At 71.3% G+C, this 21,009-nt stretch carries 19 protein-coding genes; 6 read left to right on the forward strand and 13 right to left on the reverse strand.

Annotated elements, in window-relative coordinates; translation table 11 throughout:
- Positions 1 to 11 precede the first annotated feature (11 nt).
- From ACF1BE_RS06390 to ACF1BE_RS06435, 10 genes are all read right to left on the reverse strand, one after another.
- On the reverse strand, positions 12 to 1,325 hold the full coding sequence (locus ACF1BE_RS06390) for a diaminopimelate decarboxylase (RefSeq protein WP_392197798.1): 1,314 nt from the start codon (positions 1,323 to 1,325) through the stop codon (positions 12 to 14).
- On the reverse strand, positions 1,322 to 2,689 hold the full coding sequence (locus ACF1BE_RS06395; RefSeq protein ID WP_392197799.1) for an ATP-grasp domain-containing protein: 1,368 nt from the start codon (positions 2,687 to 2,689) through the stop codon (positions 1,322 to 1,324). Before ACF1BE_RS06395 ends, ACF1BE_RS06390 begins: the two co-directional genes overlap by 4 nt.
- Positions 2,690 to 2,694: 5 nt before the next feature.
- On the reverse strand, positions 2,695 to 3,645 hold the full coding sequence (locus ACF1BE_RS06400) for a 3-oxoacyl-[acyl-carrier-protein] synthase III C-terminal domain-containing protein (protein WP_392197800.1): 951 nt from the start codon (positions 3,643 to 3,645) through the stop codon (positions 2,695 to 2,697).
- Between the two features lie 11 nt (positions 3,646 to 3,656).
- On the reverse strand, positions 3,657 to 4,484 hold the full coding sequence (locus ACF1BE_RS06405; protein ID WP_392197801.1) for a class I SAM-dependent methyltransferase: 828 nt from the start codon (positions 4,482 to 4,484) through the stop codon (positions 3,657 to 3,659).
- A 22-nt stretch (positions 4,485 to 4,506) separates the two neighbouring features.
- A complete protein-coding gene (locus ACF1BE_RS06410; protein WP_392197802.1) occupies positions 4,507 to 4,746 on the reverse strand; it encodes a phosphopantetheine-binding protein in 240 nt (79 codons plus the stop codon).
- A 21-nt stretch (positions 4,747 to 4,767) separates the two neighbouring features.
- Positions 4,768 to 5,184: a holo-ACP synthase gene (locus ACF1BE_RS06415; protein WP_392197803.1), complete on the reverse strand. Its 417-nt coding sequence runs from the start codon at positions 5,182 to 5,184 to the stop codon at positions 4,768 to 4,770.
- 1 nt (position 5,185) lies between these two features.
- Complete coding sequence (locus ACF1BE_RS06420) at positions 5,186 to 6,034, reverse strand: hypothetical protein (RefSeq protein WP_392197804.1); 849 nt, start codon at positions 6,032 to 6,034, stop codon at positions 5,186 to 5,188.
- The gene (locus ACF1BE_RS06425) at positions 6,034 to 6,900 is read right to left on the reverse strand and encodes a diiron oxygenase (protein WP_392197805.1); all 867 of its coding nucleotides are present in this window, start codon (positions 6,898 to 6,900) and stop codon (positions 6,034 to 6,036) included. The genes ACF1BE_RS06420 and ACF1BE_RS06425 overlap by 1 nt, the downstream gene beginning before the upstream one ends.
- A gap of 204 nt (positions 6,901 to 7,104) precedes the next feature.
- Entirely contained in the window at positions 7,105 to 8,235 is a 1,131-nt protein-coding gene (locus ACF1BE_RS06430; RefSeq protein ID WP_392197806.1) for a LuxR family transcriptional regulator, read from the reverse strand.
- Positions 8,232 to 9,014: a thioesterase II family protein gene (locus ACF1BE_RS06435; protein WP_392197807.1), complete on the reverse strand. Its 783-nt coding sequence runs from the start codon at positions 9,012 to 9,014 to the stop codon at positions 8,232 to 8,234. The genes ACF1BE_RS06430 and ACF1BE_RS06435 overlap by 4 nt, the downstream gene beginning before the upstream one ends.
- Before the next feature lie 355 nt (positions 9,015 to 9,369).
- Here ACF1BE_RS06435 and ACF1BE_RS06440 point away from each other — a divergent pair, with 355 nt between their 5' ends.
- The 3 genes from ACF1BE_RS06440 to ACF1BE_RS06450 all read left to right on the forward strand — a co-directional run bounded on the left by ACF1BE_RS06440 (position 9,370) and on the right by ACF1BE_RS06450 (position 11,623).
- Positions 9,370 to 9,795, forward strand: a complete 426-nt coding sequence (locus ACF1BE_RS06440) for a helix-turn-helix domain-containing protein (protein ID WP_392197808.1) — start codon at positions 9,370 to 9,372, stop codon at positions 9,793 to 9,795.
- A gap of 159 nt (positions 9,796 to 9,954) precedes the next feature.
- A complete protein-coding gene (locus ACF1BE_RS06445) occupies positions 9,955 to 10,467 on the forward strand; it encodes a hypothetical protein (protein WP_392197809.1) in 513 nt (170 codons plus the stop codon).
- Positions 10,457 to 11,623, forward strand: coding sequence for an MAB_1171c family putative transporter (locus ACF1BE_RS06450; protein ID WP_392197810.1), 1,167 nt, complete (start codon positions 10,457 to 10,459; stop codon positions 11,621 to 11,623). The genes ACF1BE_RS06445 and ACF1BE_RS06450 overlap by 11 nt, the downstream gene beginning before the upstream one ends.
- Before the next feature lie 20 nt (positions 11,624 to 11,643).
- On the opposite strand, the gene ACF1BE_RS06455 is transcribed toward ACF1BE_RS06450, so the two are convergent.
- Positions 11,644 to 12,897, reverse strand: a complete 1,254-nt coding sequence (locus tag ACF1BE_RS06455; RefSeq protein ID WP_392197811.1) for an MFS transporter — start codon at positions 12,895 to 12,897, stop codon at positions 11,644 to 11,646.
- Positions 12,898 to 13,050: 153 nt separating this feature from the next.
- On the opposite strand from ACF1BE_RS06455, the gene ACF1BE_RS06460 reads away from it, so the two are divergent.
- The 3 genes from ACF1BE_RS06460 to ACF1BE_RS06470 all read left to right on the forward strand — a co-directional run bounded on the left by ACF1BE_RS06460 (position 13,051) and on the right by ACF1BE_RS06470 (position 18,115).
- Positions 13,051 to 13,395 carry an ArsR/SmtB family transcription factor gene (locus ACF1BE_RS06460; protein WP_392197812.1) on the forward strand — a complete coding sequence of 115 codons (345 nt, stop codon included), beginning with the start codon at positions 13,051 to 13,053 and terminating at the stop codon, positions 13,393 to 13,395.
- Between the two features lie 82 nt (positions 13,396 to 13,477).
- Positions 13,478 to 14,101, forward strand: coding sequence for a pyridoxamine 5'-phosphate oxidase family protein (locus tag ACF1BE_RS06465; RefSeq protein ID WP_392197813.1), 624 nt, complete (start codon positions 13,478 to 13,480; stop codon positions 14,099 to 14,101).
- Between the two features lie 636 nt (positions 14,102 to 14,737).
- A complete protein-coding gene (locus ACF1BE_RS06470; protein ID WP_392197814.1) occupies positions 14,738 to 18,115 on the forward strand; it encodes a BTAD domain-containing putative transcriptional regulator in 3,378 nt (1,125 codons plus the stop codon).
- A gap of 40 nt (positions 18,116 to 18,155) precedes the next feature.
- Here the strand turns inward: ACF1BE_RS06470 and ACF1BE_RS06475 are convergent, their stop codons facing one another.
- Positions 18,156 to 19,856 (reverse strand): bifunctional 3'-5' exonuclease/DNA polymerase, encoded by a 1,701-nt coding sequence (locus ACF1BE_RS06475; protein WP_392197815.1) that lies wholly within the window; start codon positions 19,854 to 19,856, stop codon positions 18,156 to 18,158.
- A gap of 312 nt (positions 19,857 to 20,168) precedes the next feature.
- The gene (locus tag ACF1BE_RS06480; protein ID WP_392197816.1) at positions 20,169 to 20,909 is read right to left on the reverse strand and encodes a Clp protease N-terminal domain-containing protein; all 741 of its coding nucleotides are present in this window, start codon (positions 20,907 to 20,909) and stop codon (positions 20,169 to 20,171) included.
- Between the last annotated feature and the right edge of the window lie 100 nt (positions 20,910 to 21,009).

Below are 21,009 nucleotides of genomic sequence, written 5' to 3' on the forward strand. Positions count from 1 at the left end.
TCGCTCCTGTGTCAGTCGAAGTCGATGAGGCGCTGCTTGGTGAGCAGGTCCTCCTTGCGGTCCCGTTCGCGCACCAGGTGCGCGGTGCCGTTGTGGACCAGTACCTCGGCCGGGAAGCCGTGGCTGAGGAACAGGCCCGGTGAGGCGGTCGGTCCGTACGCTCCCGAGCGTTCGACCCCCAGCAGGTCACCGGCCTGGACCGGGGGCAGGACGACCTTCTTGCCGATGACGTCGTTGGGGGTGCACAGCGGCCCGGTGACGGTGTAGGTGCCGGTCAGCTCGTCGTCGTACCGGGTCAGCGAGCGGATCGGGAAGTTCCGCTTGACGAAGCTGCCGACTCCGACCGCCGCCATGTGGTGGTTGGTGCCGCCGTCGGCGACGACGAACCGCTCGCCCATCGACTCCTTGACGTACAGCGCCCGCACCACGTACGTGCCGCACGTCGCGGTCAGGTACCGCCCGAGTTCGTTGATCAGCCGGCACCGGGGGTGCGCGGCGGCGAACGGTTCGACCACCTCGTTGATCCCGGCGACCGTGGCCGGGAGGTCGAGGTCCTTCTCGTTGTCGAAGTAGGCGACGCCGAAACCGCCGCCGAAGTCGACGGTCTCGAGTTCGATCCCGAGGGCCTGCGCGAGTTCGTCGGCCAGGGCGAGGATCTGGCGGGTGTTGCGCGCCAGGTCCTCGGCGCCCAGGAAGCGGGTGCCCATGTAGGCGTGGAAGCCGCGCACCCGCACCCTGCGCAGACGGTCGAGAAGGCCCCGGGAGCGGCGCAGGACGTCGGCGTCGATGCCGAACTGGCGTGGCTTGCCGCCCATCGTCAGGCCCGAGCCCTTGGTGTGGAAGTCCGGGTTGACGCGGAGCAGCACGGGGACCTCGTCGCGGCCCGTGGCGGCGGCGATCTCCTCGATCTCGGCGGCCTCGTCCAGCGACTCGCACACGATGGCGTACAGACCGGCGGCGACGCAGGCCTCCAGCTCGGCGCGCGTCTTTCCCGGTCCCAGGAAGATGACGTCGTCCGGTGCGATGCCCGCTCGGGTCACGGTCATCAGCTCGACCATGGAGGAGATCTCCGCGCCGGCGCCGAGCGAGCCCAGCCGGGAGGTGACGCTGATGTTCGGGTTGGCCTTCAGGGAGAAGAAGACGTCCACCGCCGGGTGCAGCCGGTCGCGCAGCGACTGGTAGACGGAGCGCAGCTCCTCGCCGTCGTAGACGTACACAGGGGTGCCGAACTCCTCGGCGATGCGCGAGATCGGCACGCCCTGCACATGGAATTCCGTGCCGCTCGTGCCGCCGGTGCTGCTGGTGGCTTCCTTCCGGCTGCTCATGGCTTCCTTCCGCTGGTGCCGAATCGTGCGAGCGAGCGGGCCACCCGCTGGTCGAGGGCGGTGAGTTCCTCGCGTCGCGCGGCGAAGAGCAGGGTGTAGAGCCGGCCGTCGAACGGGACGGATCCACCGCTCTGCGCGTTGACGGTGCCGAACGACGTGATGACCGCTCCGGTACCCGCCGACGGCGGTTCGGCCAGGTCGCCGAGGGCCTCGGCCACCTCGTCGAAGGAGACCGGCGTGGTGAGCCGCAGCGGGTAGTGCCTGGCCAGTGCGGTGCCCCCGGGCGCCAGGAACCGTTCGGTGACGCGTCCCTGGTAGCTGGACATGTTCAGCCGGGCGTTGATCTCCAGGACCGGATAGACCAGGTCGTCGGCGCCGACGAGGGCGTCCACGCCCACGATGCCGAAGAACCCGTCCTTGTGCAGTCGTGCGCCCAGCGCCTCGGCGGCCTCGGTGAGCGTCTCGTGCTGGGCCGGGGTGAGGTCGGCCGGCATGACGTGGCCGAGGTGCACCCCGCCGGAGGTGAGCGCCTCCTTGACGAAGTCGAACCGGACCCCTCCGGCGCGGTCGATGGTGAACTGGTAGTTGAGGTCGAACCGCTTGGGCAGGAACCGCTCCACCACCACATGGATCGCGTCGTCGCCGGTGTTGTGCGCCCGGCGCTCGACCATGCGCAGCAGCCGGTCGGCCTTCTTGCGGCTGTCCAGCACGAGCAGGCCCTTGCCGGAGACGCCGTAGGCGTCCTTGACGATCACCGGCCCGCCGTCGCCCAGCCCCTGGTCGAGCGCGTGGCGCAGCTGCGGGACCGTCTCGCAGCAGAATCCGGGGATCTCGCGCAGCCCCAGCTCCCCGGCGAGGCGACGGCTGTAGATCTTGCTGTTGACCCGCTCGTGGACGGCCGCGTTCGGCACCGCGGCGCGCAACCCCGTCTCCTGGGAGATCCGCTGCTCCAGGAGCGAGTTGCCCATGGGCATCAGATACGCGCCGTCCCGTGCGAGCTGCCGCAGCCGGTCCATCAACTCCGGTGAGTCGAGCACGGCCCGGCTGGTGCCGCCGGCGCCGGCCGGGTCCCGTGTGACCAGCTCGACGGGGGCGCCCAGACCGGTCTTCTCGAGGTAGCGTCGGTAGCCGTCGTCCAGCGGCCGGTCCAGCAGCAGGCAGTCGGCGGGTTCGGCCAGCAGGGCGCCGAGTTCCTCCATGCGCTGCACGGTCGCGCTGGTGGCCGACACCCGCGCCGCCGGCAGACCGACGTAGTCGCGCGCCCACTGGTTCTCCACCTCGAAATTGCACAGCCACACGAACCGGGCGTCGCGGTCGCCGGTGAGCGCTTCCTTGAGATCCGCCGTGTAGGCGGTGGCGTCCATCGCGCTCACCGCTTCCGGTGGGTGATCACCATGGCGCCGAAGGTGGCACCCAGACCGACGGAGCACAGGACGTAGTGGCGGCCGTCGACGAGCCGGTCGCTGTCGCGCAGCGTGGTGTAGTTGACGAAGACGTCCGAGGCGTAGCAGTGGCTGTAACGCTCGATGTTCTCCAGGAAGAAACGGCCCGGGTCGGCGCCCATCTCCTTGATCGTCTGCCGCCAGGAGACCATGTTCACGTTGTGCGGGATGACGAGGTCGATGTCGCCGAAGGCCAGCCCCGCCTCCCGTACGGCCTCCAGGATGACCTCGCCGAGCACCGTGCCGTAGGCCCGGCCGAAGCCCTGGGTCTCCTCCTTGGTCATCTCCAGTCCGGCCGCGTACTCGCCGAGGGTGCGCGTGACATGGGAGCGCACCTCGTCACCCCGGCCGCCCACGGTCACCAGGCAGGCAGCCGCGGCGTCGGCCATGATGGCGCTGTTGGGGATCAGCTGGACCTTGGGCGAGTAGGCCCGCTCGCCGGTCACCATCAGCGCGTGGGCGCCCTCCGGCGCCTCGGCCCGCAGCAGTTCGCCCGCCAGGTCGATGGCCCCCAGGCTGCTGACGCACGCCTGCTGGGTGAGCGCGAACGCCTCGGCGTCGTGCAGCCCCAGATCGTCACGGATCACCTGAGCGGCGTCGATGTGCGGCGGGGTGAGGGTCTGCATGGTGTGGGCGTAGATGACGTACCTGATCCGGTGTCCTTCCGGGAGCGCCTTCAGCGCCTGCCGCGCAGCGGGGAGGACCAGGTCGAACAGGCCCGTGTCCGGGTCGAACCGGAGCCGGTCCAGGCCGTAGATCTTCCGGAACACGCCCACCTCGGCCCGCCGGAGACCGAGGCTGCCGGCGACTTCGTCGATCTTCACGCTGCGCTCGGGGAGGAACGACTCGATCCTCTCCAGGGTCGTCGCGTCGCTCATGTGCTCTCCTCTCAGCGGCCCGCGAACTCCGCGCGGACCAGCCAGCTGCGGGGCGCGCCCCTTCGGTCGCGGGGCTGCACCTCGTACGGCCACCGGCCCTGTCCCGCGCCGGGCTCACCCGGCTCCTTCAGCTCCCGCACCTTCCACCCGGTGTCGGCCAGGAACTCCTCGGGCTCGTCGGTGCCGAACAGCCAGGGTGTGCCGTCCTCGCGCAGGCCCTCGAGGAAGGCGCGGGAGAACGGGCTGCGCAACAGGGCCTTGCTGACGAAGTCGACGGCCAGCCAGCTGCCGGCGGCCGAGGCGGACCCCAGGACGGCGAGAAGCCCGGACGCCTGCTCCCGGGTGAGGAAGAACATCAGCCCCTCCGCGACCCACAGGGTGGGCTGGTCGCGGTCGAACCCGGCGTCGTACAGGGCGGGCAGCCACTGCCCGGCCAGGTCGGCGGCGACCTCGCGGCGTTCGGTCGTCGGCCGCGCGCCCAGCTCGGCGAGGCGCCTGCGCTTCTCCGCGACCAGGGCCTCGTGATCGACCTCGTAGACCGTCACGCCGGGCGGCCAGGCCAGCCGGAAGGCCCGGGTGTCCATGCCGGCGGCGATGAACACGATCTGCCGGATGCCGCTGTCCCCGAGGATCGCCTCGATGCTGTCGTCCAGGTACTTCGTGCGTATGGCGATGAACGGCAGCAGGCCGCCCCCGCCGTACTTCTCCAGCAGTTCGAAGCCGCGCGGAGCCGCCAGCTCGCGGGCGAACGGGTCGTCGAACATCGCCTCGTCGCCGCGTTCGGACTCGACCGCCCGGGCCGCGGCCGTCCACTGGGCCGTGTACGAGACAGCTTCCATGATGCTTGTCCCCCTCCGGGAGTCAGACGGTGACGAAGAACGCCTTCTCGATCGCCGAGAGCGTCTGGAAGTCCTGGATGTCGATGGCCTCGAAATCGATTTCCACGCCGCTGGCGCTCTCGATGGCGTAGACCAGCTCGACGAACGAGAGCGAGTCCACGAGCCGGCTCTCGATGAGGTTCTCGTCGGATTCGACGGTCTTCCGTTCCGGGTGCCGTTCCAGGATCCAGGCGCGTACTTCGTCGATTCCTGCCGATGCCATTTCCCACTCCTCAAACCGTTGTCAGGCGGATGTCAGCCGACTGGTGTCCGCCTCCGGCGCACCGGCGCAGAAGGCGACCGCCACGGCACATGGTTCGTCGTGCGTGATGCTGACTTCGATGTGCTCCAGACCGGCGTCCCGCGCCAGGTCGGCGGCGCGTCCGCCGAGTCGTACGACGGGCCAGCCGCCGTCGTCTTTCAGGATTTCGATGCCGAGCCACGGCAACGTCTGCCCCGGAACGCGGAAGAGTTTGAACACCGCCTCTTTGGCGGCCAGGCGCCCGGCGATACCCGCGATGTCCGGCCCGCCGGCCGTGCGGGAGAGTCTCGTTTCCTCTTCCGAGAGCATCCGGGCCAGCGCGGCCCCGTTGTCGCGCCCTACCATCTCGCGGACGCGGCCGAACGGGACCAGGTCGATTCCGACCCGTCCGTATCTCATGTCAGGCGACCTGCCGGGCGGCCGCCCTGACGGATTCCAGCGCCTGCCGCGCGTCACCGCCGTGCAGATCGAGCAGAACGGACAGCCACCGTTCCAGTCCGAATGCCACGCAGCTCGTGTACGCGTATTCGTCGCCGGACGTGAGGCGGATGTCGCAGCGTTCGCCGAAGAAATTTCGGTGTGTGTTCACCGACGAGATCGCCAGGCCGTCCGCGGCCTGGAATTCGAACTTGACCGGGCTGAGCTTCGCCATGAGGGCGCGGGCGCCGTCGTTCTCGAAGAACGGGTCGGACGCGGCCACCTTCTCCAGTCCGAGATTCAGCCCCTCTGCGAACGCGGTGATGCGCTCCGTGAAGGCAGAGATAACCTGCTGGGTGTGCTCGTACGAGCCCAGTGCGACGATTTCCCGCATCTGGAAGCTGAGCAGCCGGCGCAGTCCGCCGTAGTACTCCTCGTTGCGGAAGCAGCGGTTCACCAGGGTCACCAGGGTCTTGTCGGTGACCCGGCTCCTCTCGTAGTACAGGTAGGCGCCGTAGCAGGTCGCGTGCGGCAGTCCGAGCCGCGGTTCCCGCAGGTCGGACGGTGCGAAGCGACCGTCAGCGGGCTTGGCCGCACCGCTGTCCACGTCGAGCGGGGCCGCCACCAGGGCCAGGTGCGGGAAGTTCGCGTAGACGTCGAACTTCTCCAGGTCGGAGACCGGGTACAGCGGTGGCGGGAGGATCTCGCGGGCGCCGGCGGATGTTCCCCAGCCGGCGAAGGTCCGGTCGAGTTCCCTGAGCAGGTCCGTCCGGTCGGGGTCGAGGATGACGAGCGCCTGGGACAGGTCGAGGGTCGCGTGGGCGTCGGTCATCAGATGAGCCCCGTCTTCTCCAGGAATTTGGTGGTCTTGCGGAATACGCTCTTCTCGAACTCCGGCCGTGTCGGGGAGTCGAGGAGTTCCCGGCGAAGATCCAGCGGGTTCTCGACCCCCGCGTCCCGGTAGACCTGCGGGTTGTACAGCGACTCGAAGCTGTAGCTCATGTACCGCCTGATGTAGGCGGTGATGTCCTTCAGTTCCTCCTCGGAGGAGCTGCGCTTCACCTCCTCGAACAGCGCGGAGACCAGTTCGCGGCCGAAGGCGATGTGCCGGGACTCGTCCTGGTGGTGGATCCGGTTGATGCCACGGATGGTCTCGTGCAGCCGGTCGTCGAGCGCCATCTTGGAGTTGAAGTGGTCGACCAGCTCCTCGAAGATGAGAATGCGGGCGAAGACCAGCAGACTCTCCACGTCGGAGCGCGGGATCTCGACGTTCGCGCCGGAAGGCTGCCGGTAGATCTTCTTCCCGTAGCGCAGGCAGAATTCGGCGAAGAACCACATGTGCTCGTTCTCCTCACCGATGAAATGGTGGAAGAACTCGGAGGGCGTCTCGAAGCCCGAGGTGTGTATCCGCTTGGTGACCTCGATGAGAAGTTCCCGGATGCCGTGCACGTTCAGGCTGTAGAAGTTGATGCTCTCGTAGCGCGAAAGCGCGTAGAGCTGCTCCTCGGTGAGTCGTGCGGCGGCTTCCGTGCCGTGCGTCGTCGTCAGCTCCGGGCTCATCCACCACATGTTCTCCGGCAGGCTGTCCGGCCATTCGAACAGTTTGTACGGGTTGTAGTAGTCGTCGATCGCCTTGGTGGTCAGGCGGTCCAGGATTCCGAGAAACCGGTCATCCTGATCAATCAGTTTGCTGACCATGCTCGAACATCCTCCGATTCGGATGGGGCACTGAAAAAACAGTAATGAGCGTTGGCTGTACGTGGCAACGACCTAAAGCGGCTTGGCCGCTCCTGGCCAGCGGAATCGGCCGGCGGAGCCGGAAGAAGCCAAAAAAGACATGAAGGCACGGCCTGCCGGGGCCCCCTCGCGGGGCCCTTGCAGACCGTGCCTGGAACGGACCGCTCAGCCGGCCCGGCCCACCTGCGGGCAGGGCTCGCGCATACCCACGAGGCCGGCGCAGGCCGCCGCCACCCCGGCCTGGAACCGGCTCTCGGCGTTGAGTTCGCCCATGATGCCGGAGATGTGCCGGCGGAAGGTCCGCGACGACATGCCGATGCGGCGGGCGACGACGTCGTCCTTCAGGCCGGAGGCGAGCAGGTCCAGGATGGTGGCCTTGACGTCGTCCAGCGTCTCCCCGTACGAGACGGCGTCGGCCTCGAAGTCGGTCCCCGACTGCCACGCGTACTCGTAGACCCGGCGGAGCAGGGACACGACCGCCGGCTCGTAGACGATCGTGACCAGTGGGGTGTCCCGGTCCTCGGCGTGCTCGGAGAGGAAGACCGCGTCGTCACCCACGATGACGAGGTCTTCGAACACGTGGTTGGACGTGCGGATGCGGGCGCCGGCCTCGGACGCCCTGCGCAGACCGGCCCGGGCGGGGGCACTGGTACGGGCGGTGTGCGGGCACAGGATCCGCAGACGCGCGCCGCCCGGCAGCGCCCCGCGCCCCAGGGGCTGGTCCTGCTGTGCCCGGGCCGGGCCCAGCGGCCACATGGCGAGCACTTCGCCGGCCAGGTCGCGGGCGGCGTCGGCCATCCGCAGCTCCACCTCCCGGGGGTCGTGGCAGCGCACCACCACCTCCTGCCGGGGCCTGGAGCGCCGCAGGGTGCTGAAGGTGTCGGCGAAGGAGCTCAGCCTCTCGTGAATGCCGGCCAGTTCACGGCGCTTGTGGCTGATGGCCTCCTCCAGCGGCACCACCAGCTCGACCTGGGCGGTGTCCGGGCTCACCGCCCGGTACTGGCCCGACACCTCGCAGCGCTTGACCAGCCGCAGGCCGCGCAGTGTGCTCATGGTCTGCTCGACCGTGGCGGTCGGGAGGCGCAGGGCGGCCGCCACCTGGAGCACGGTGGCGGGTCCGTTCGCCAACGTCTCCTCGTAGACCCGGACGGCCAGTTCGTCTCCCCCGCACGTGGGCGACGAGCCCGGTACCTCGCGGGTGGACCGGTCCCTGACCGGTGCCGTCATCTCGTCCACCGAGGTGGCCGCGGCCGGCTCCAGCCACGACGGCACGGCCTTGTCCAGCACGTTCTTCACCGTATGCCTCCCGTGTGCCGCCCAGCGGAGCCGGTGCGGAGATCCGCGGTGACGGCCTCCGCCACCTCGGCCAGCTGTTCGTTGAGAAAGAAGTGGCCACCGGGGAAGGACGTGACCTTCAGCTCCCCTGTGGTGTGGCTCCCCCAGGCGTCGGCCGCCGCCGCGTCGACGTAGGGGTCCGCGTCCGACAGCAGGAAGGTGACGGGACAGCTCACCGTCGCGTCCGGCGGGGCCAGGTAACCGGAGTTCGCCCGGTAGTCGTTGCGGACCACGGTCAGGATCGACTTCCGGTACTTGGGCTTGTCGAGGAGCTTGACCGGGATGGCTCCCAGCGCCCTGAGCTCTTCGACGATCTCCTCGTCGTCCTGCGGTACGTGCACGCCGAGCCCGTCCGACGGTGAACGCCGGCCGGAGACGAACAGCCGCGCGGGTGGCGTCCCCGCGGCCTCCAGCCGTCTGGTCAGCTCGAAGGCGACGACGGATCCCATGCTGTGGCCGAGGACCGCGAAGGGGCGGTCGCACCAGGGCCGCAGTTCGGCGGCGATCCGGTCCGCCAGTTCGCCGATGTCGGTGAAGCCCTGGTAGCCGGGCCCGCCCTGGCGGCCCGGGTACTGCACGGACAGTGCCTCGATGTGGCCGGGCAGGGCTCTGGCCAGGGGGCCGAAGGCGCTCGCGGACGCCCCGGCATGGGGACAGCAGACCAGCCGCGTCGCGGCCCCGGGCACGGGCCGGGGGACCTGGATCCAGTTCGCGGTGTCCTGGACGGCTTGCTTTTCCATCGAGTCGTCATCCCCATCCGGTCGCAGCACAAAAGGAGGTCAACGTGTTCCGAGGGTTGAGCGATCGCGCGGAACAGAGGATCGGCGTCAGGCGCGGCGGCACCGCGTGTCATGCGTGGTCGTCGGCGCCAGGGATTGCTCGCGGCAACTGACCGCCCCTACGATCGCGAGACTCAGGGGATCCATGGCCATCTCAGTTGCCGGTGAGTCAGCTTAGCTGGCGGCGGTTCCTTGTCAACCGATGCAAACCGGTGCACGGTTGGCGTCAATGACTGACCGGTGACGGATCGGAGTAGGCATGGCTGAAAATGCGCGGTCTTCCGCTACGGGGGCACTCGCAAGTCGTCTCAACCACTTGTTCGCCACCGTGCATCCGCGGGACCGTGGCCCATACAGCAATGACGAAGTGGCCAGGGCGATCCGCGAACGAGGTGGGGACATCTCGAAGGCGTACATCGCCTACCTGCGTAATGGGACGCGCAACAACCCGACGATGCACCACCTGGAGGCGCTCGCCGCCTTCTTCGGCGTAAAGCCCGCGTATTTCTTCGACGACGCGGTCGCCGAGGAGGTCGATTCCATGCTGCTGCGGCTGGTCGCGCTGCGGGAGGCCGGCATCCAGCTGAGCGAGTGGGAGGCGCTGCGGGACGCGGGCGTCACCAGGATTGCCGCGCGGGCCAATGGGCTGTCCACGAAGGGGCTGGTGGCCGCGGCCGAAATTATTGATCAACTGCGTGCTTTGGAGGGCCTTCCCCTGGAAAAGGATACCAGCGACAGTTGACGCCTTGAGGGATCGTCAGCCACGGTAGCCGACGTGCGTCCCGGGCCTCGCACGTGCAACCACCGGTCCGGTCGTGGGGGGTGACACGTAATCACCGTGCAGGCGGCCAGTTCGCTCGGGCAGCGCTGGAAACAGTGCCGGAGAAGAACAGGGAGTGGTATGCGGATTCGGTACCGGCGGCTGCGCCGTCGCTGTGAGGCCGTCCTGGGCACCTTGCGACTGGAGCCTCCGTTCTCCCTCGAAGAGCTCTGTGCCCACCTGACCGATCTGCGGGGGCGCCCGCTTCACCTGCTCCCGCTGCCGAGCGGAGCGGCGGCGGCGGGAGCCTGCGGGCTGTGGCTCGCCACCGGCGCCTACGACTTCGTCTTCTTCGAACAGCAGACCAGCCGCCCCCACCAGGAACACATCATCCTGCACGAGATCGGTCACATGCTGTTCGACCACCCGACGCTCGACATGCCCGGCGGCCTCGGGTCGCCCGGGCAGCTCGGGGAGCTCGATCCAGGTCTCGCGCAGCGCCTCCTGGCGCGCACCGACTACACCACGCGCCAGGAGCAGGAAGCCGAGATGCTCGCCAGCCTCATCCGGACCGTCGCGGTCCGGCCGGAGACACCACCGTCCGAATCCGCGAGTGAATGGGAAGCGGCGCTGGGGCTGTCGCGTGTCCTATGACGTGACGACGACCGGGCTGTGGGTCGAGAGCGTCGGTACGTCGGTCATGTGGCTCGCCCTGCTGTTACGGGCGCCTTCCGCCATTCGGTCACCGCAGCAGCGCGGCCTGTGGATAGCGGTCGCGGCGGCGGCCGTCACCATGACGCTGAAACGGCATTTTCTGGTCGAGCTGGTGGACCGCGATTTCCACATCTACCAGGCGTATGTGCTGGCAACCCACCTGTGCGGAGTGCTCTCGGCCATCATCGTCATGGACTTCGTCCTGGTCACGACGGACCGGCAGCAACGAGAATGGCTTCATTTCGGTTCCGGCCTGGCCATCGTCTGCCTGATAATCCTCGGCGCGCGCTGGAACCCGGGCATGAACGTCCATCAGTCGCTCGGCACCGGAAGCGATGTTTTCTGGCTGATAGTGATCGGTATACATCAGGCCGGGAACATTCTGTGCATCGCGGTATGCCTGCGACACTGGCGTGAGGATGAGAAATCCCCGCTCAGGACCACCATGGGCCTATTCGGACTGGGCAGTTGCCTGGCCGCCCTTTCCTGGGTGGGATGTCTGATCCGGCTGATGACAGGCGTTTCCTGGGTGACGCCGACCCTTCCCTTCGTCATGGGCGTGTTCTGCCTCTGCAGGGCGGCCGTCATCGCCGCGCCGGCGTTTTCGACCATCCGCCGTGCACACCGGGACGCGAGGGACTTCTGGCGTCTGTGGAGACTCTGGCGCGACCTCGTGTCCGCTGTGCCCTGGGTAGCCCTCGCGCCGCCCCGGCCGCGCCTGCTGGAACTGCTGCTGCCGCGCGGCCCCTGGAGCCTGCTGGTGTACCGCCAGGTCATCGAGATCCGTGACGCCATCCTGGTGCTGCGCGACTACGCCTCGCCTGATCCGCCGTTCCCCGATCCCGGTCCGACGGCGGCCCCCGACCTGTCCGCCGCGTACGCGGCGGAGATGGCACGCTGGCTGGCGGCGGCCCGCCGCGCGAAGAATCGCGGTCAGGGGCCGCGTACGCGGGCCGTGGGGCTGTCCGCGCTGGGCGGTCACGATCTCGTCCACGAGACCGCCTTCCTCATCCGGGTCGCCGACGCCTACTCCCGCGGTGCGCCGGGGGGCGACGCCGGCCGCCCGGCGCACCGGTTCCCCACCGGGATCCGCTGATCGCCGCCCACTCACCCGGGTCACTTCACGGCCGACGCCCCGACGTCACCGGTCGTCGTGTCCGCCGTGGCGCCGGTGGCCTGCTCGTCCGCCTGACGCTCCGGCCTGGCGGACAGCCAGGTCAGCAGCGCCGCCGCCAGGACGCAGACCACCGCGATGGGCAGCAGCGAGGCGGCGCTGCCGAACGAGTTCAGGCCGATCGCGCCGATCACGCTGGACAGGGAGATCGCCAGGTACATCACGGCCGCGTTGAGCGAGACCCCCAGCGCTTCGGCCCCCGGCTGGGAGAGCGCCATGACGCGGTGCTGCTGGGGAGCGGTCACCGACCACGAGCCCACTCCGCTGAGCGCCACCACGACGATCGCGGCGGCGAACGACTTCTGGCTGGGCAGCATGGCGAGGAACACCGCGGCCAGACCGAGGGTGGCGCAGATGACCACGTTCCGGGGTCCGTGCCGGTCGGCCAGGCGGCCGGCCATCAGGTTCCCCGCCGTACCGGCCAGTCCGAACACCAGCAGCAGCAAGGCCACTCGGCCGCCGTCGTCGCCGGTGGCCGTTGCGAAGACCGAGCTGATGTACGTGTACGGCAGGTAGATCCCGACGAAGGCCAGCAGCGTGACGGTGAGGACGCTGGCCACCCTGCGGTCGGTGAGCGGCGAGAGCCGCTGGCGCAGGCCCACCTTGGTGCCGAGCCTGATGTCCGGCAGCCGCAGCGCGATCACCGGCGCTATGACGACGGCGAGCGCCGTGACGAACCACATGGTCGCCCTCCACCCGAACGCGTTCCCGATGGCGGTGCCCAGCGGCGCGCCGAGAGCGAGCGAGGACGTCAGGCCGACGGTCACGATCGCGATGGCCCGCCCGCGCCGCTCGTCGCCGGCGATGGCGGCGGCGGTGGCCCCCGCGTTGGGCGTGAACATCGCGGCTCCCGCCGCGGCCACCACCCGGGATGCCAGGACCAGCGGGTAGCCGGGGGCGAGTGCGGTGACGACGTTGCCCACCGCGAAGACGGCGAGCGCCGTGACCAGCACCCGGCGCCGGGACCAGTTGCCGGTCAGGGCCGCCAGGACGGGCGACAGCAGCGCGTAGGCGATGGCGAAGACGCTGACCAGCTGACCCGCGGCGGCGGTGTCGACGTGCAGCGAACGGCTGATGTCGGGGAGCAGGCCGGCGATCACGAACGCGTCGGTTCCCACGGCGAAGGTGCCCAGGGCCAGAACCATCGCATGAGGGCGCCAGCGCTCACCGTGGTCGGCTTGCGCGGTGTCGGTCATCGGGTGCTCCTGTTCCGATAGATGCCGTCCCTTACGATGAGCATCGTAGTCTATGTCGATCCGCATCGTAACTGCCGACGCGCATCGGCTCTTCTGCCGGATGGCGGGCAGAGGTGATGTGTATCGTCAGAGGCGATCACCATGGAGGCCGTGATGCGTGACACGAAGGACACCTGGCTGCCGGAGCCCGACCTCGACGAGGTCGACATCGGTACGGTCCTACAGGCCCTGGCCGACCCCGTACGCCTGCAGATCGTCCGGCTGCTCGACAGCTCGGGCGAGGGTTCCTGCACCACCCTCGACGTCCCCGTCAAGCGTTCGACCGTCTCCCACCACCTGCGCACGCTGCGGGAGAGCGGCGTCGTCGCGACCCGGCTGGTGGGCAACTCCCGGCTCAGCCGGCTGCGCAGGGACGAACTCGAACACCGGTTCCCCGGCCTGCTGACGTCGATCCTGACGGCCTCCACACCGCAGGAGCGGCGACAGCACGCCGGATGACCCGGCGGGGGGGACAGGACCACCCCGCGACGAGCGACGCAGGGCGGACAGCCGCCGACGAGCCGAGCCCCAGGAGGTCCCAGTGGGTCGCTACGCCCATCTGGCGTACACCGATTCCGTGCGCCAGGTGCAAAGTGAACAGGGAAGCGCGGCGGCAGCCGGTCGCCGGCTCATGGAGGGAGACGCCCCCGAACCGCTGACGGCGGGCGAGGCCGACTTCATCGAGTCCCGCGACGGCTTCTACCTCGCCAGCGTCAGCGAGACCGGCTGGCCGTACGTGCAGTTCAGGGGAGGCGCGCCCGGCTTCCTCCATGTCCTGGACGAGCGGACGATCGGCTACGCCGACGTGCGCGGCAACCGCCAGTACATCACCACGGGGAACGTCCGGGCGGACGGGCGCGTGGCGCTGTTCCTCATGGACTACCCGCAGCAGCGCAGACTGAAGATCTTCGGCCGGGCCTCCGTCCAGTCCCTGGAGGACGACCCGGTCCTCACCGAGCGACTTTCCGCCAGGCGCACCCCCGGCCACCTGGAACGCCTGATGGTCATCCGGGTCGAGGGGTTCAACTGGAACTGCCACCAGCACATCACGCCCCGCTTCTCGGAAGCCGAGCTCAGTGCCGCACTCGATCCGGTACGCACCCGGCTCGCCGCCCTGGAGGAGGAGAACCGCCGCCTCAGGGCCCGCCTCGGCGACGACGCCTGACGCGTACGCTTCTCCGCGCCCCGGGTACGCGCGTCGGCGGCTGACGGCGGTCTGTCGCAGCGGCCCGTGTCCCGGAGCGGCGCGGGCCGACGGGGGGCCGGACGGCCGCGGGGGCCGGCCGGTGGGTGGCGGGCGGTGCGCCGGCGGGCCGTGCGGCGCCTCGGGCGTCCCGCGGGTCATTCGCGCCGGCGCTGGTGCCGGGAGCCGTCACCGGGTACCAGGAAGCGGACCGGGCCGGGGGGAGAAGAGGGCGGGACGGGGCCCCGGTCGTTCACCTCCGACGGCCGGGGCCCTGTTCGTCCCCGGACCCGGCCTGCGGCGACACTCCCCCGAGTTACGCGACATACGCGCGCGCCGTCGGGCCGGACCCGATGGAATGATCACATCAGGATTCGCCAACGGATCGCTAACATGTGGCCAACGGTTCGTCGGACAGCGGTGAGCCGACTGGCCGGAAGTCGCCCGGCGGCAGCGGAGACAGCCCGGAGTTGCGGGCGTTCCACAACCGGACGGGCGGACGGAAGGTGGCGGGAAGCCGTTGTGGGCAGGGCGGATTTCCGCCAGACAACGGCGGGCACGGGCCCGCCGTGGTGCACGGTCGGCCCCGACCGCGCGGAAAGGCAGTGAAGCGGCGTGATGCGGCGGGGCGAGCTGCGCTTCGGACTGCTGGGGCCGCCGGTCCTCTACGACCGACCGCCGTACGGGATGTCGGACGTCACCTCCCCGGGATCCCGGGAATCCGGCCGAGCGGACGCGCACGTGCACCCGGCGTCCCGCGATGCCGCCGACCACGGTGTCCGTGCCATCGGCAGTCCGAAAGTCCGCGCCCTGCTCGCCGCGTTGCTGCTGGAGCCCGGGCGGGTCGTCTCCGTCGAGTCACTGAAGGACGTGTTGTGGGGCGGCGCGCCGCCCGTCTCCGCGCAGGCCTCGCTGCACAACCATGTCACCCGGCTGCGCCGGCTCCTGGACGACCCCGAGCGGCTCAGGGCCGTATCGCCGGGATACATGCTGCGCGTCGACCACGGCGAGTTGGACGTGCACGTCTTCGACGCCCTGGGCACCGAGGCGCGGACCGCGCACGCCCGGCGTGACTGGCCGGGCGTCGTCCGCGCCTGCACCGCCGCGCTCGCGCTGTGGCGCGGCGCCCCGCTCAGCGGGCTTCCCGCCGACCTCGGCGGCTACGCCCTCGTGCAGCGCCTCCAGGAAGCCCGGCTGTTCCTGCTGGAGTGGCGGTACGACGCCGAACTCGCCGTCGGCGGAGCGCGGTTGGCGGCTCTCGTGCCGGAACTGGCGGCCCTGGTCGCCGAGCATCCGCTGCGCGAGGCGTACCACCGTCAGCTGATGCTCGCCCTGCACCGCACCGGACGGCAGGCCGAGGCCCTCGCCGTCCACCGTGACCTGCGCGCCCGGCTGGTGGAGGAACTCGGTATCGAACCCGGCCAGGCGGTCCGGGAGGCGCATGTCGAGGTGCTGCGGGGGAGCGGCGAGGGGCGGCGGCGGGAGGGCGGCGAGCACGGCGGTCCCGGCCCGGCCGGTGGTGGCGGGCGCACGCCGGGCGGGGACGGCCGGGTGAGCGCTGCCGGCAAGGGTGAGGCGGCCCCTTCGGCCTCCGCCGCACCGTGCGACGGTGACGGGCCGGATCCGCGGCAGACGCCGCGTCCGGCCCAGCTCCCGGCGCCTCCGGCGCACTTCACCGGGCGTGCCGACGTGTGCCGCGCGCTGCACCGCGCGCTGACCGAACCGACCGTCCCGGCACCCACGGTGGCCGTGATCAGCGGTATGGCGGGCGTCGGCAAGAGCGCGCTGGCGCTGCATGTCGCCCATGAGCTGAGGGAACGTTTCACCGACGGCCAGCTGTACGTCAACCTGCACGGCGCCACCCCGGGTGTGACCCCGCTGACCGCCGCACAGGCGCTCGCCGCACTGCTGCGGGACCTCGGTGCCGAGCCGCGGAACATCCCCGAACACCCGGACGCCGCAGCCGCCCTGCTCCGGTCGCTGCTCGCTCCGGCGCACCTCCTGCTGGTACTGGACGACGCGGCCACCGCGGCCCAGGTACGGCCCCTCCTCCCGGCCGGACCCGGCTGCGCGGTGATCGTCACCAGCCGCTCGCCGCTGACCGCGCTCGACGGCGCGCGCCGCTTCCCGCTCGGCCCGCTGACCGGCGAGGACAGCGCGGCCCTGCTGCGCGCCGTGAGCGGACGGGAGGGGCTGGACGCCGGGCACGCACTGGTCGAACTGACCGGCCGGCTCCCGCTGGCGCTGCGCGTGGTCGCGGCGCGGCTCGCCGCCCGGCGTGCCCTCACCCCCGATGTCCTGGCGAGCCAACTGGCCGATACGGGTGGACGATTGCACCATCTGGAGTACGACGACCTGAGCGTCCGGCGCTCCTTGGCCGTCGCCCACGACGCGCTCGCCGCCGCCGAGCGCGAGGCCGACCGGGACGCGGCCCTCGCCCTGCGCCACATCGGGGCCCTCGACCTGCCCACCTACGGCGCGCCGCTCGTCGCCCGCCTCACCGGCACCGACGAGCGCCGCGCCGAGGCCGCCCTGGACCGCCTGGTCGACGTCGCCCTCCTGGAGGAGACGGCGTACGGCCGCTACACCCCCCACGACCTGGTCCGCGACTTCGCCCGCGAACTGGCCGACGCGGCCACGCCCTCCGGCCACGCCCCGCCCCCGGCCGCGTCTCCTGCCGAGATCCCGGACGCGGCCGAGAACTGTGCACCGGCCGCAGGCGCCGACGCGCCCGAGGACCCCGCTCCCGCCGATGCCGCCACATCGCCCGCGGGCACCGACGCCGTCCCCGTGGTCCCCGCCACCGGGCCGCGCGCGAGGACGCGCCCCGCACCCGCCGTGACCGCCCCCCAGGACACCGCCGGCCCCGATCGCACCGCACTGCGGTGGTACGCCGCCGCGGCGGAGCGGGTGCTCACGGCCGTCGTGGAACCGGGGCTCGATCAGGACGACCGGCGGCGGCCGACCAGTGCGCAGCCGGCGGAACACGCCGCGGACGTGGCGGCCCTGGCGCCCTTCGAGTCGGCCGAGCAGGCCTTCGCCTGGGGCGAGATGGAGCTGGAGAACGTCGTCGCGCTGGTGGAGCGGAACGCCGGCACGGAGGACACGCGCACGGTCGCCGCGCTCTCGGTGCTCGCACGGCTGCTCTTCCCCTACGTGCAGCGCAGCGGCCGGGTCGCCGAGATGGAGCTGCTGGGACAGGCCGCCCTCGCCGCCGCGCGGCGGCTCGCCGACCCGGCGGCCGAGGCCTACGCGCTCGGCGACCTCGCGGGCCTCCACTTCCTCACCGGCCGGCAGAACGACGCCCTCACCCTCACCGACCAGGCCCTGGAGATCTGGCGCCGGCTCGGCACGGCCTCCCGGATCCGGCGCTGCCTCAACAACCGCGGACTGCTGCTGGAAGGGCTCGGCCGGTTCGAGGAGTCGGGGGAGGCGCTGCGGCAGAGCCTCACGTACTCCCGGCTGCTGAACGACCCCTACGGGGAGGCCGTCACCCACAGCCACCTGGGCAACCTCTACGAGCACACCGACCCGCGTGCCGCCATCGAACAGCACCGGCGCTCGCTGGCCATCGGGGACGCGATCGGCGCGGTCATCGTGCAGCACTCGGCGCACTGCAACATCGGCTACGCCCAGCTGACCCTCGGCGAACCGGCCGCCGCCGCCCGGCACTTCGAGGAGAGCCTGCGCATCCTGGGCGGCCACGGTGACTGGCACGGGGAGTCCCAGACCCGGCTCGGCCTCGTCCGCGCGCTGCGGCAGCTGGGGGAGACGGGGCGGGCGGCCGGTGAGTGCGCCGAGCTGCTGCGCCGGGCCGACGCCCGCGCCGACCGCTACATGGGCGGCCTGGCTCTGCACCAGCACGGGCTGCTGCTGTGCGGGCAAGGGCGGCGGCCGGAGGCGCGCGACGCCTGGCGGGCGGCACTGGACGCGCTGCACGGCACGGACGAGCAGGCGGTCCTGGCCGAGCTGACGCACCTGCTGAACGACGGCTGACCCGCCCCGCGGTGACACCCTGCCCGCCTCGCGGACCCGTTCACTTGGCGTCTGCGTAGCACTCCACCACCGCCGTCGTGAACGGGAAGCGCACCGGTGTCTCGCCGAAGGTCAGCCGGCCGGCGAGGTCGGCGCAGGCGCGGATGGCCTGGACGACGGTGTCGGCCTCCTCGGCGGGGCAGTGCACGATCACCTCGTCGTGCTGGAAGAAGACCAGCTCGGCCCGGAGCGGCGCGCAGGCGCGGCGCAGCGCGGCGAGGAGCAGCAGGGCCCAGTCGGCAGCGCTGCCCTGGACGACGAAGTTGCGCGCGAAGCGGCCCCGCGCGCGGGAGTCGCCGGAGGCGTGACCGGGAGCCCAGCCGGTACGGCCGTCCGGCTGCGCCCCGGTGTCGTCCTCGCCGACCGGGATGCCCGCCTCCTCCGCCGCGTCCTCGCCCGACCCGGCGGCCGGCGGGCAGGTGCGGCCCAGCCAGGTGCGCACCAGCCGGCCCTCCTCGCCCGCGCGGGCGGCCTCGTCCACGTAGGCGACGGCTCTCGGGAAGCGGCGGCGCAGCGCGGCCAGATTCTTCAGCCCGTCGCCGGAGGTCTGGCCGTAGACCGCGCCGAGGACGGCGAGCTTGGCCTGGTTCCGGTCGCCGGAGAAGGCGCGGTCGGAGACGGCCTGGTAGAGGTCGCTCGGGCGGCCGGCCACCTCCATCAGACCCGGGTCGCGGGAGATCGCGGCCAGCACGCGCGGTTCCATCTGGTCGGCGTCGGCCACCACCAGCCGCCAGCCGGGGTCGGCGACCACGGCCCGGCGGATCACCTTGGGGATCTGGAGGGCGCCCCCACCGTTGGTCACCCAGCGTCCGGTCACCGTGCCGCCGGCGAGGAACTCGGGACGGAAGCGGCCGTCGCGCACCCAGTCCTGGAGCCAGGACCAGCCGTGAGCCACCCAGATGCGGTACAGCTTCTTGTACTCCAGCAGCGGCTCGACGGCCGGGTGGTCGACGGAACGGATCTCCCAGCGGCGGGTGGACCTGACCTTGATCCCGGCCTGCGCGAAGGCCTTGACCACGTCGGCGGGCAGGTCCGGCCGTACCCGGCGGCCGAAGGCGGCGGACACCTCGTCGGCCAGTTCGGCGAGGCGGCGCGGCTCGCCGCCGCCCGCGTACCGCTCGCCGAGCAGGGAGTGCAGCAGCTCGCGGTGGACGTCGGCGCTCCAGGGCAGGCCCGCGTGGTTCATCTCGGCGGCCACCAGCATCCCGGCCGACTCCGCGGCGGTCAGCAGCAGCATCCGGTCGGGGTGCGCTGTCCTGCCGTGCCGTCGCAGCTGCTCGGCGTGGACAGCGAGCAGGTCCGGCAGGGGCAGGCGGGTGCCGGCGGGCTCGAACAGGGGGGACTGGGCGCCCGGTACGGCCGCGCGCTGCGGCGGGTCGGGCGGCACGGGTCCGCCGCGGAGGCGGGCCAGGGCGGCGGCGGCCGAGCGTGGCTCGCCCGACCGGCCCTCGTGGCCCAGCAGGAGTGTCTCGGCGTCCTCGATGTCGTAGCACCGCTCCACTCGCACCCCCGTGGCGAGCAGACGCGGGTAGACCTCGGCGGTCGACCGCCACACCCAGCGCGTCACCTCCGGGCGGCTCCGCACCGCCCCGGCGAGATCGCTCTCCCGCCGCACCGGCCCGGCGGGCAGCCCGTCCGGGCCGAGGGGGGCGACGTCCACGCCACCGTCCTCGGCCGGTGCGAGCGCCCACCGGTCGGTCATGACCACGAGTCTGGCAGCAGGGTCTGACAACGATCCTGACCTGCGGTTCGAGCCTCCGCAGGCCCCACAGCCTCCGCAGGCCCCACAGCCCCCGCCAGCCCCGCCACCCCGTAAGCTCCCGCAGCCCGCAGCCCGCAGCCCGCAGCCCGCAGCCCGCAGCCCGCAGCCCGCAGCCCGCAGCCCGCAGCCCGCAGCCCGCAGCCCGCAGCCCCGCGCGCTCTCGCAGGCGGCGCAGCCCCCGTACGCCCGGCAGCTCCAGCCTCGGCGGCCCCGCCCCCGCGCTGCCTCCGCGGCACCCCCGGCTTCCGCCGCCTACTCCTCCCGCTCTCCCTCCTGCTGCTCCAGCAGCAGGGCCAGCACCTCGCCGACGTACTCCTCGGTCGCCGCCTTGGTGATGCCGAGGCCGCTGAGAACGCCCTGGCCGTTCTCGTGCTCCAGCAGCGCCAGCAGGATGTGCTCGGTGCCGATGTAGTTGTGGCCGAGCCGCAGCGCCTCGCGGAAGGTGAGCTCCAGGACCTTCTTGGCCTCGGGGCCGTAGGGGATCAGGTCCGGGACGTCCTCCGCGGCGGGCGGCAGCGCGGCGGTCGCGGCCCGGCGTGCGGAGTCCAGCGGGACGCCCTGCGCGGTGATCGCCTTCGCGGCCAGGCCTTCCGGCTCGGCCAGCAGTCCCAGCACCAGGTGCTCGGGACGGCCCTCGGCGTTGCGTGCGGCGACCGCCTCGCTGTGGGCGGCCATGACCACGTTCCGCGCGCGCGGGGTGTAGCGGTTGAAGCCCTGGCTGAGGTCGAGGGTGGCGGACTCCTTCGACACGAAGCGTTTCTGTGCCGCCTGCCGGGTCACGCCCATGCTCTGGCCGATGTCGGTCCAGGACGCCCCGGAGCGGCGGGCCTGGTCGACGAAGTGCCCGATCAGGTGGTCGGCCACGTCACCGAGGTGATCCGCGGCGATCATCGCGTCCTGGAGCTGGTCGAGAGGCTCGGTGTGCACCTTCTTGATGGCCTCGATGAGGTCGTCGAGGCGCACGGATGCCGTGAAGTTCGGGTTGGTTGCCATGGTGTCAACCGTAGGTTGTCACTCAATGACTGTCAACGGATGGTTGACGGTGTCGCCCGGCACCGGCTTTCCCGGCCGGTTCGCGCGGATAGTTGTCCAC

This window comes from Streptomyces sp. NPDC014991 (assembly GCF_043080665.1).
In the GTDB taxonomy this organism is placed as follows: Bacteria; Actinomycetota; Actinomycetes; order Streptomycetales; family Streptomycetaceae; genus Streptomyces.

Coding starts and splice junctions, on each gene's coding strand:
- ACF1BE_RS06390 (WP_392197798.1), bottom strand. CDS start 1,325: ATGAGCAGCCGGAAGGAAGCCACCAGCAGCACCGGCGGCACGAGCGGC.
- ACF1BE_RS06395 (WP_392197799.1), bottom strand. CDS start 2,689: ATGGACGCCACCGCCTACACGGCGGATCTCAAGGAAGCGCTCACCGGC.
- ACF1BE_RS06400 (WP_392197800.1), bottom strand. CDS start 3,645: ATGAGCGACGCGACGACCCTGGAGAGGATCGAGTCGTTCCTCCCCGAG.
- ACF1BE_RS06405 (WP_392197801.1), bottom strand. CDS start 4,484: ATGGAAGCTGTCTCGTACACGGCCCAGTGGACGGCCGCGGCCCGGGCG.
- ACF1BE_RS06410 (WP_392197802.1), bottom strand. CDS start 4,746: ATGGCATCGGCAGGAATCGACGAAGTACGCGCCTGGATCCTGGAACGG.
- ACF1BE_RS06415 (WP_392197803.1), bottom strand. CDS start 5,184: ATGAGATACGGACGGGTCGGAATCGACCTGGTCCCGTTCGGCCGCGTC.
- ACF1BE_RS06420 (WP_392197804.1), bottom strand. CDS start 6,034: ATGACCGACGCCCACGCGACCCTCGACCTGTCCCAGGCGCTCGTCATC.
- ACF1BE_RS06425 (WP_392197805.1), bottom strand. CDS start 6,900: ATGGTCAGCAAACTGATTGATCAGGATGACCGGTTTCTCGGAATCCTG.
- ACF1BE_RS06435 (WP_392197807.1), bottom strand. CDS start 9,014: ATGGAAAAGCAAGCCGTCCAGGACACCGCGAACTGGATCCAGGTCCCC.
- ACF1BE_RS06445 (WP_392197809.1), top strand. CDS start 9,955: ATGCGGATTCGGTACCGGCGGCTGCGCCGTCGCTGTGAGGCCGTCCTG.
- ACF1BE_RS06455 (WP_392197811.1), bottom strand. CDS start 12,897: ATGACCGACACCGCGCAAGCCGACCACGGTGAGCGCTGGCGCCCTCAT.
- ACF1BE_RS06460 (WP_392197812.1), top strand. CDS start 13,051: ATGCGTGACACGAAGGACACCTGGCTGCCGGAGCCCGACCTCGACGAG.
- ACF1BE_RS06470 (WP_392197814.1), top strand. CDS start 14,738: ATGCGGCGGGGCGAGCTGCGCTTCGGACTGCTGGGGCCGCCGGTCCTC.
- ACF1BE_RS06475 (WP_392197815.1), bottom strand. CDS start 19,856: ATGACCGACCGGTGGGCGCTCGCACCGGCCGAGGACGGTGGCGTGGAC.
- ACF1BE_RS06480 (WP_392197816.1), bottom strand. CDS start 20,909: ATGGCAACCAACCCGAACTTCACGGCATCCGTGCGCCTCGACGACCTC.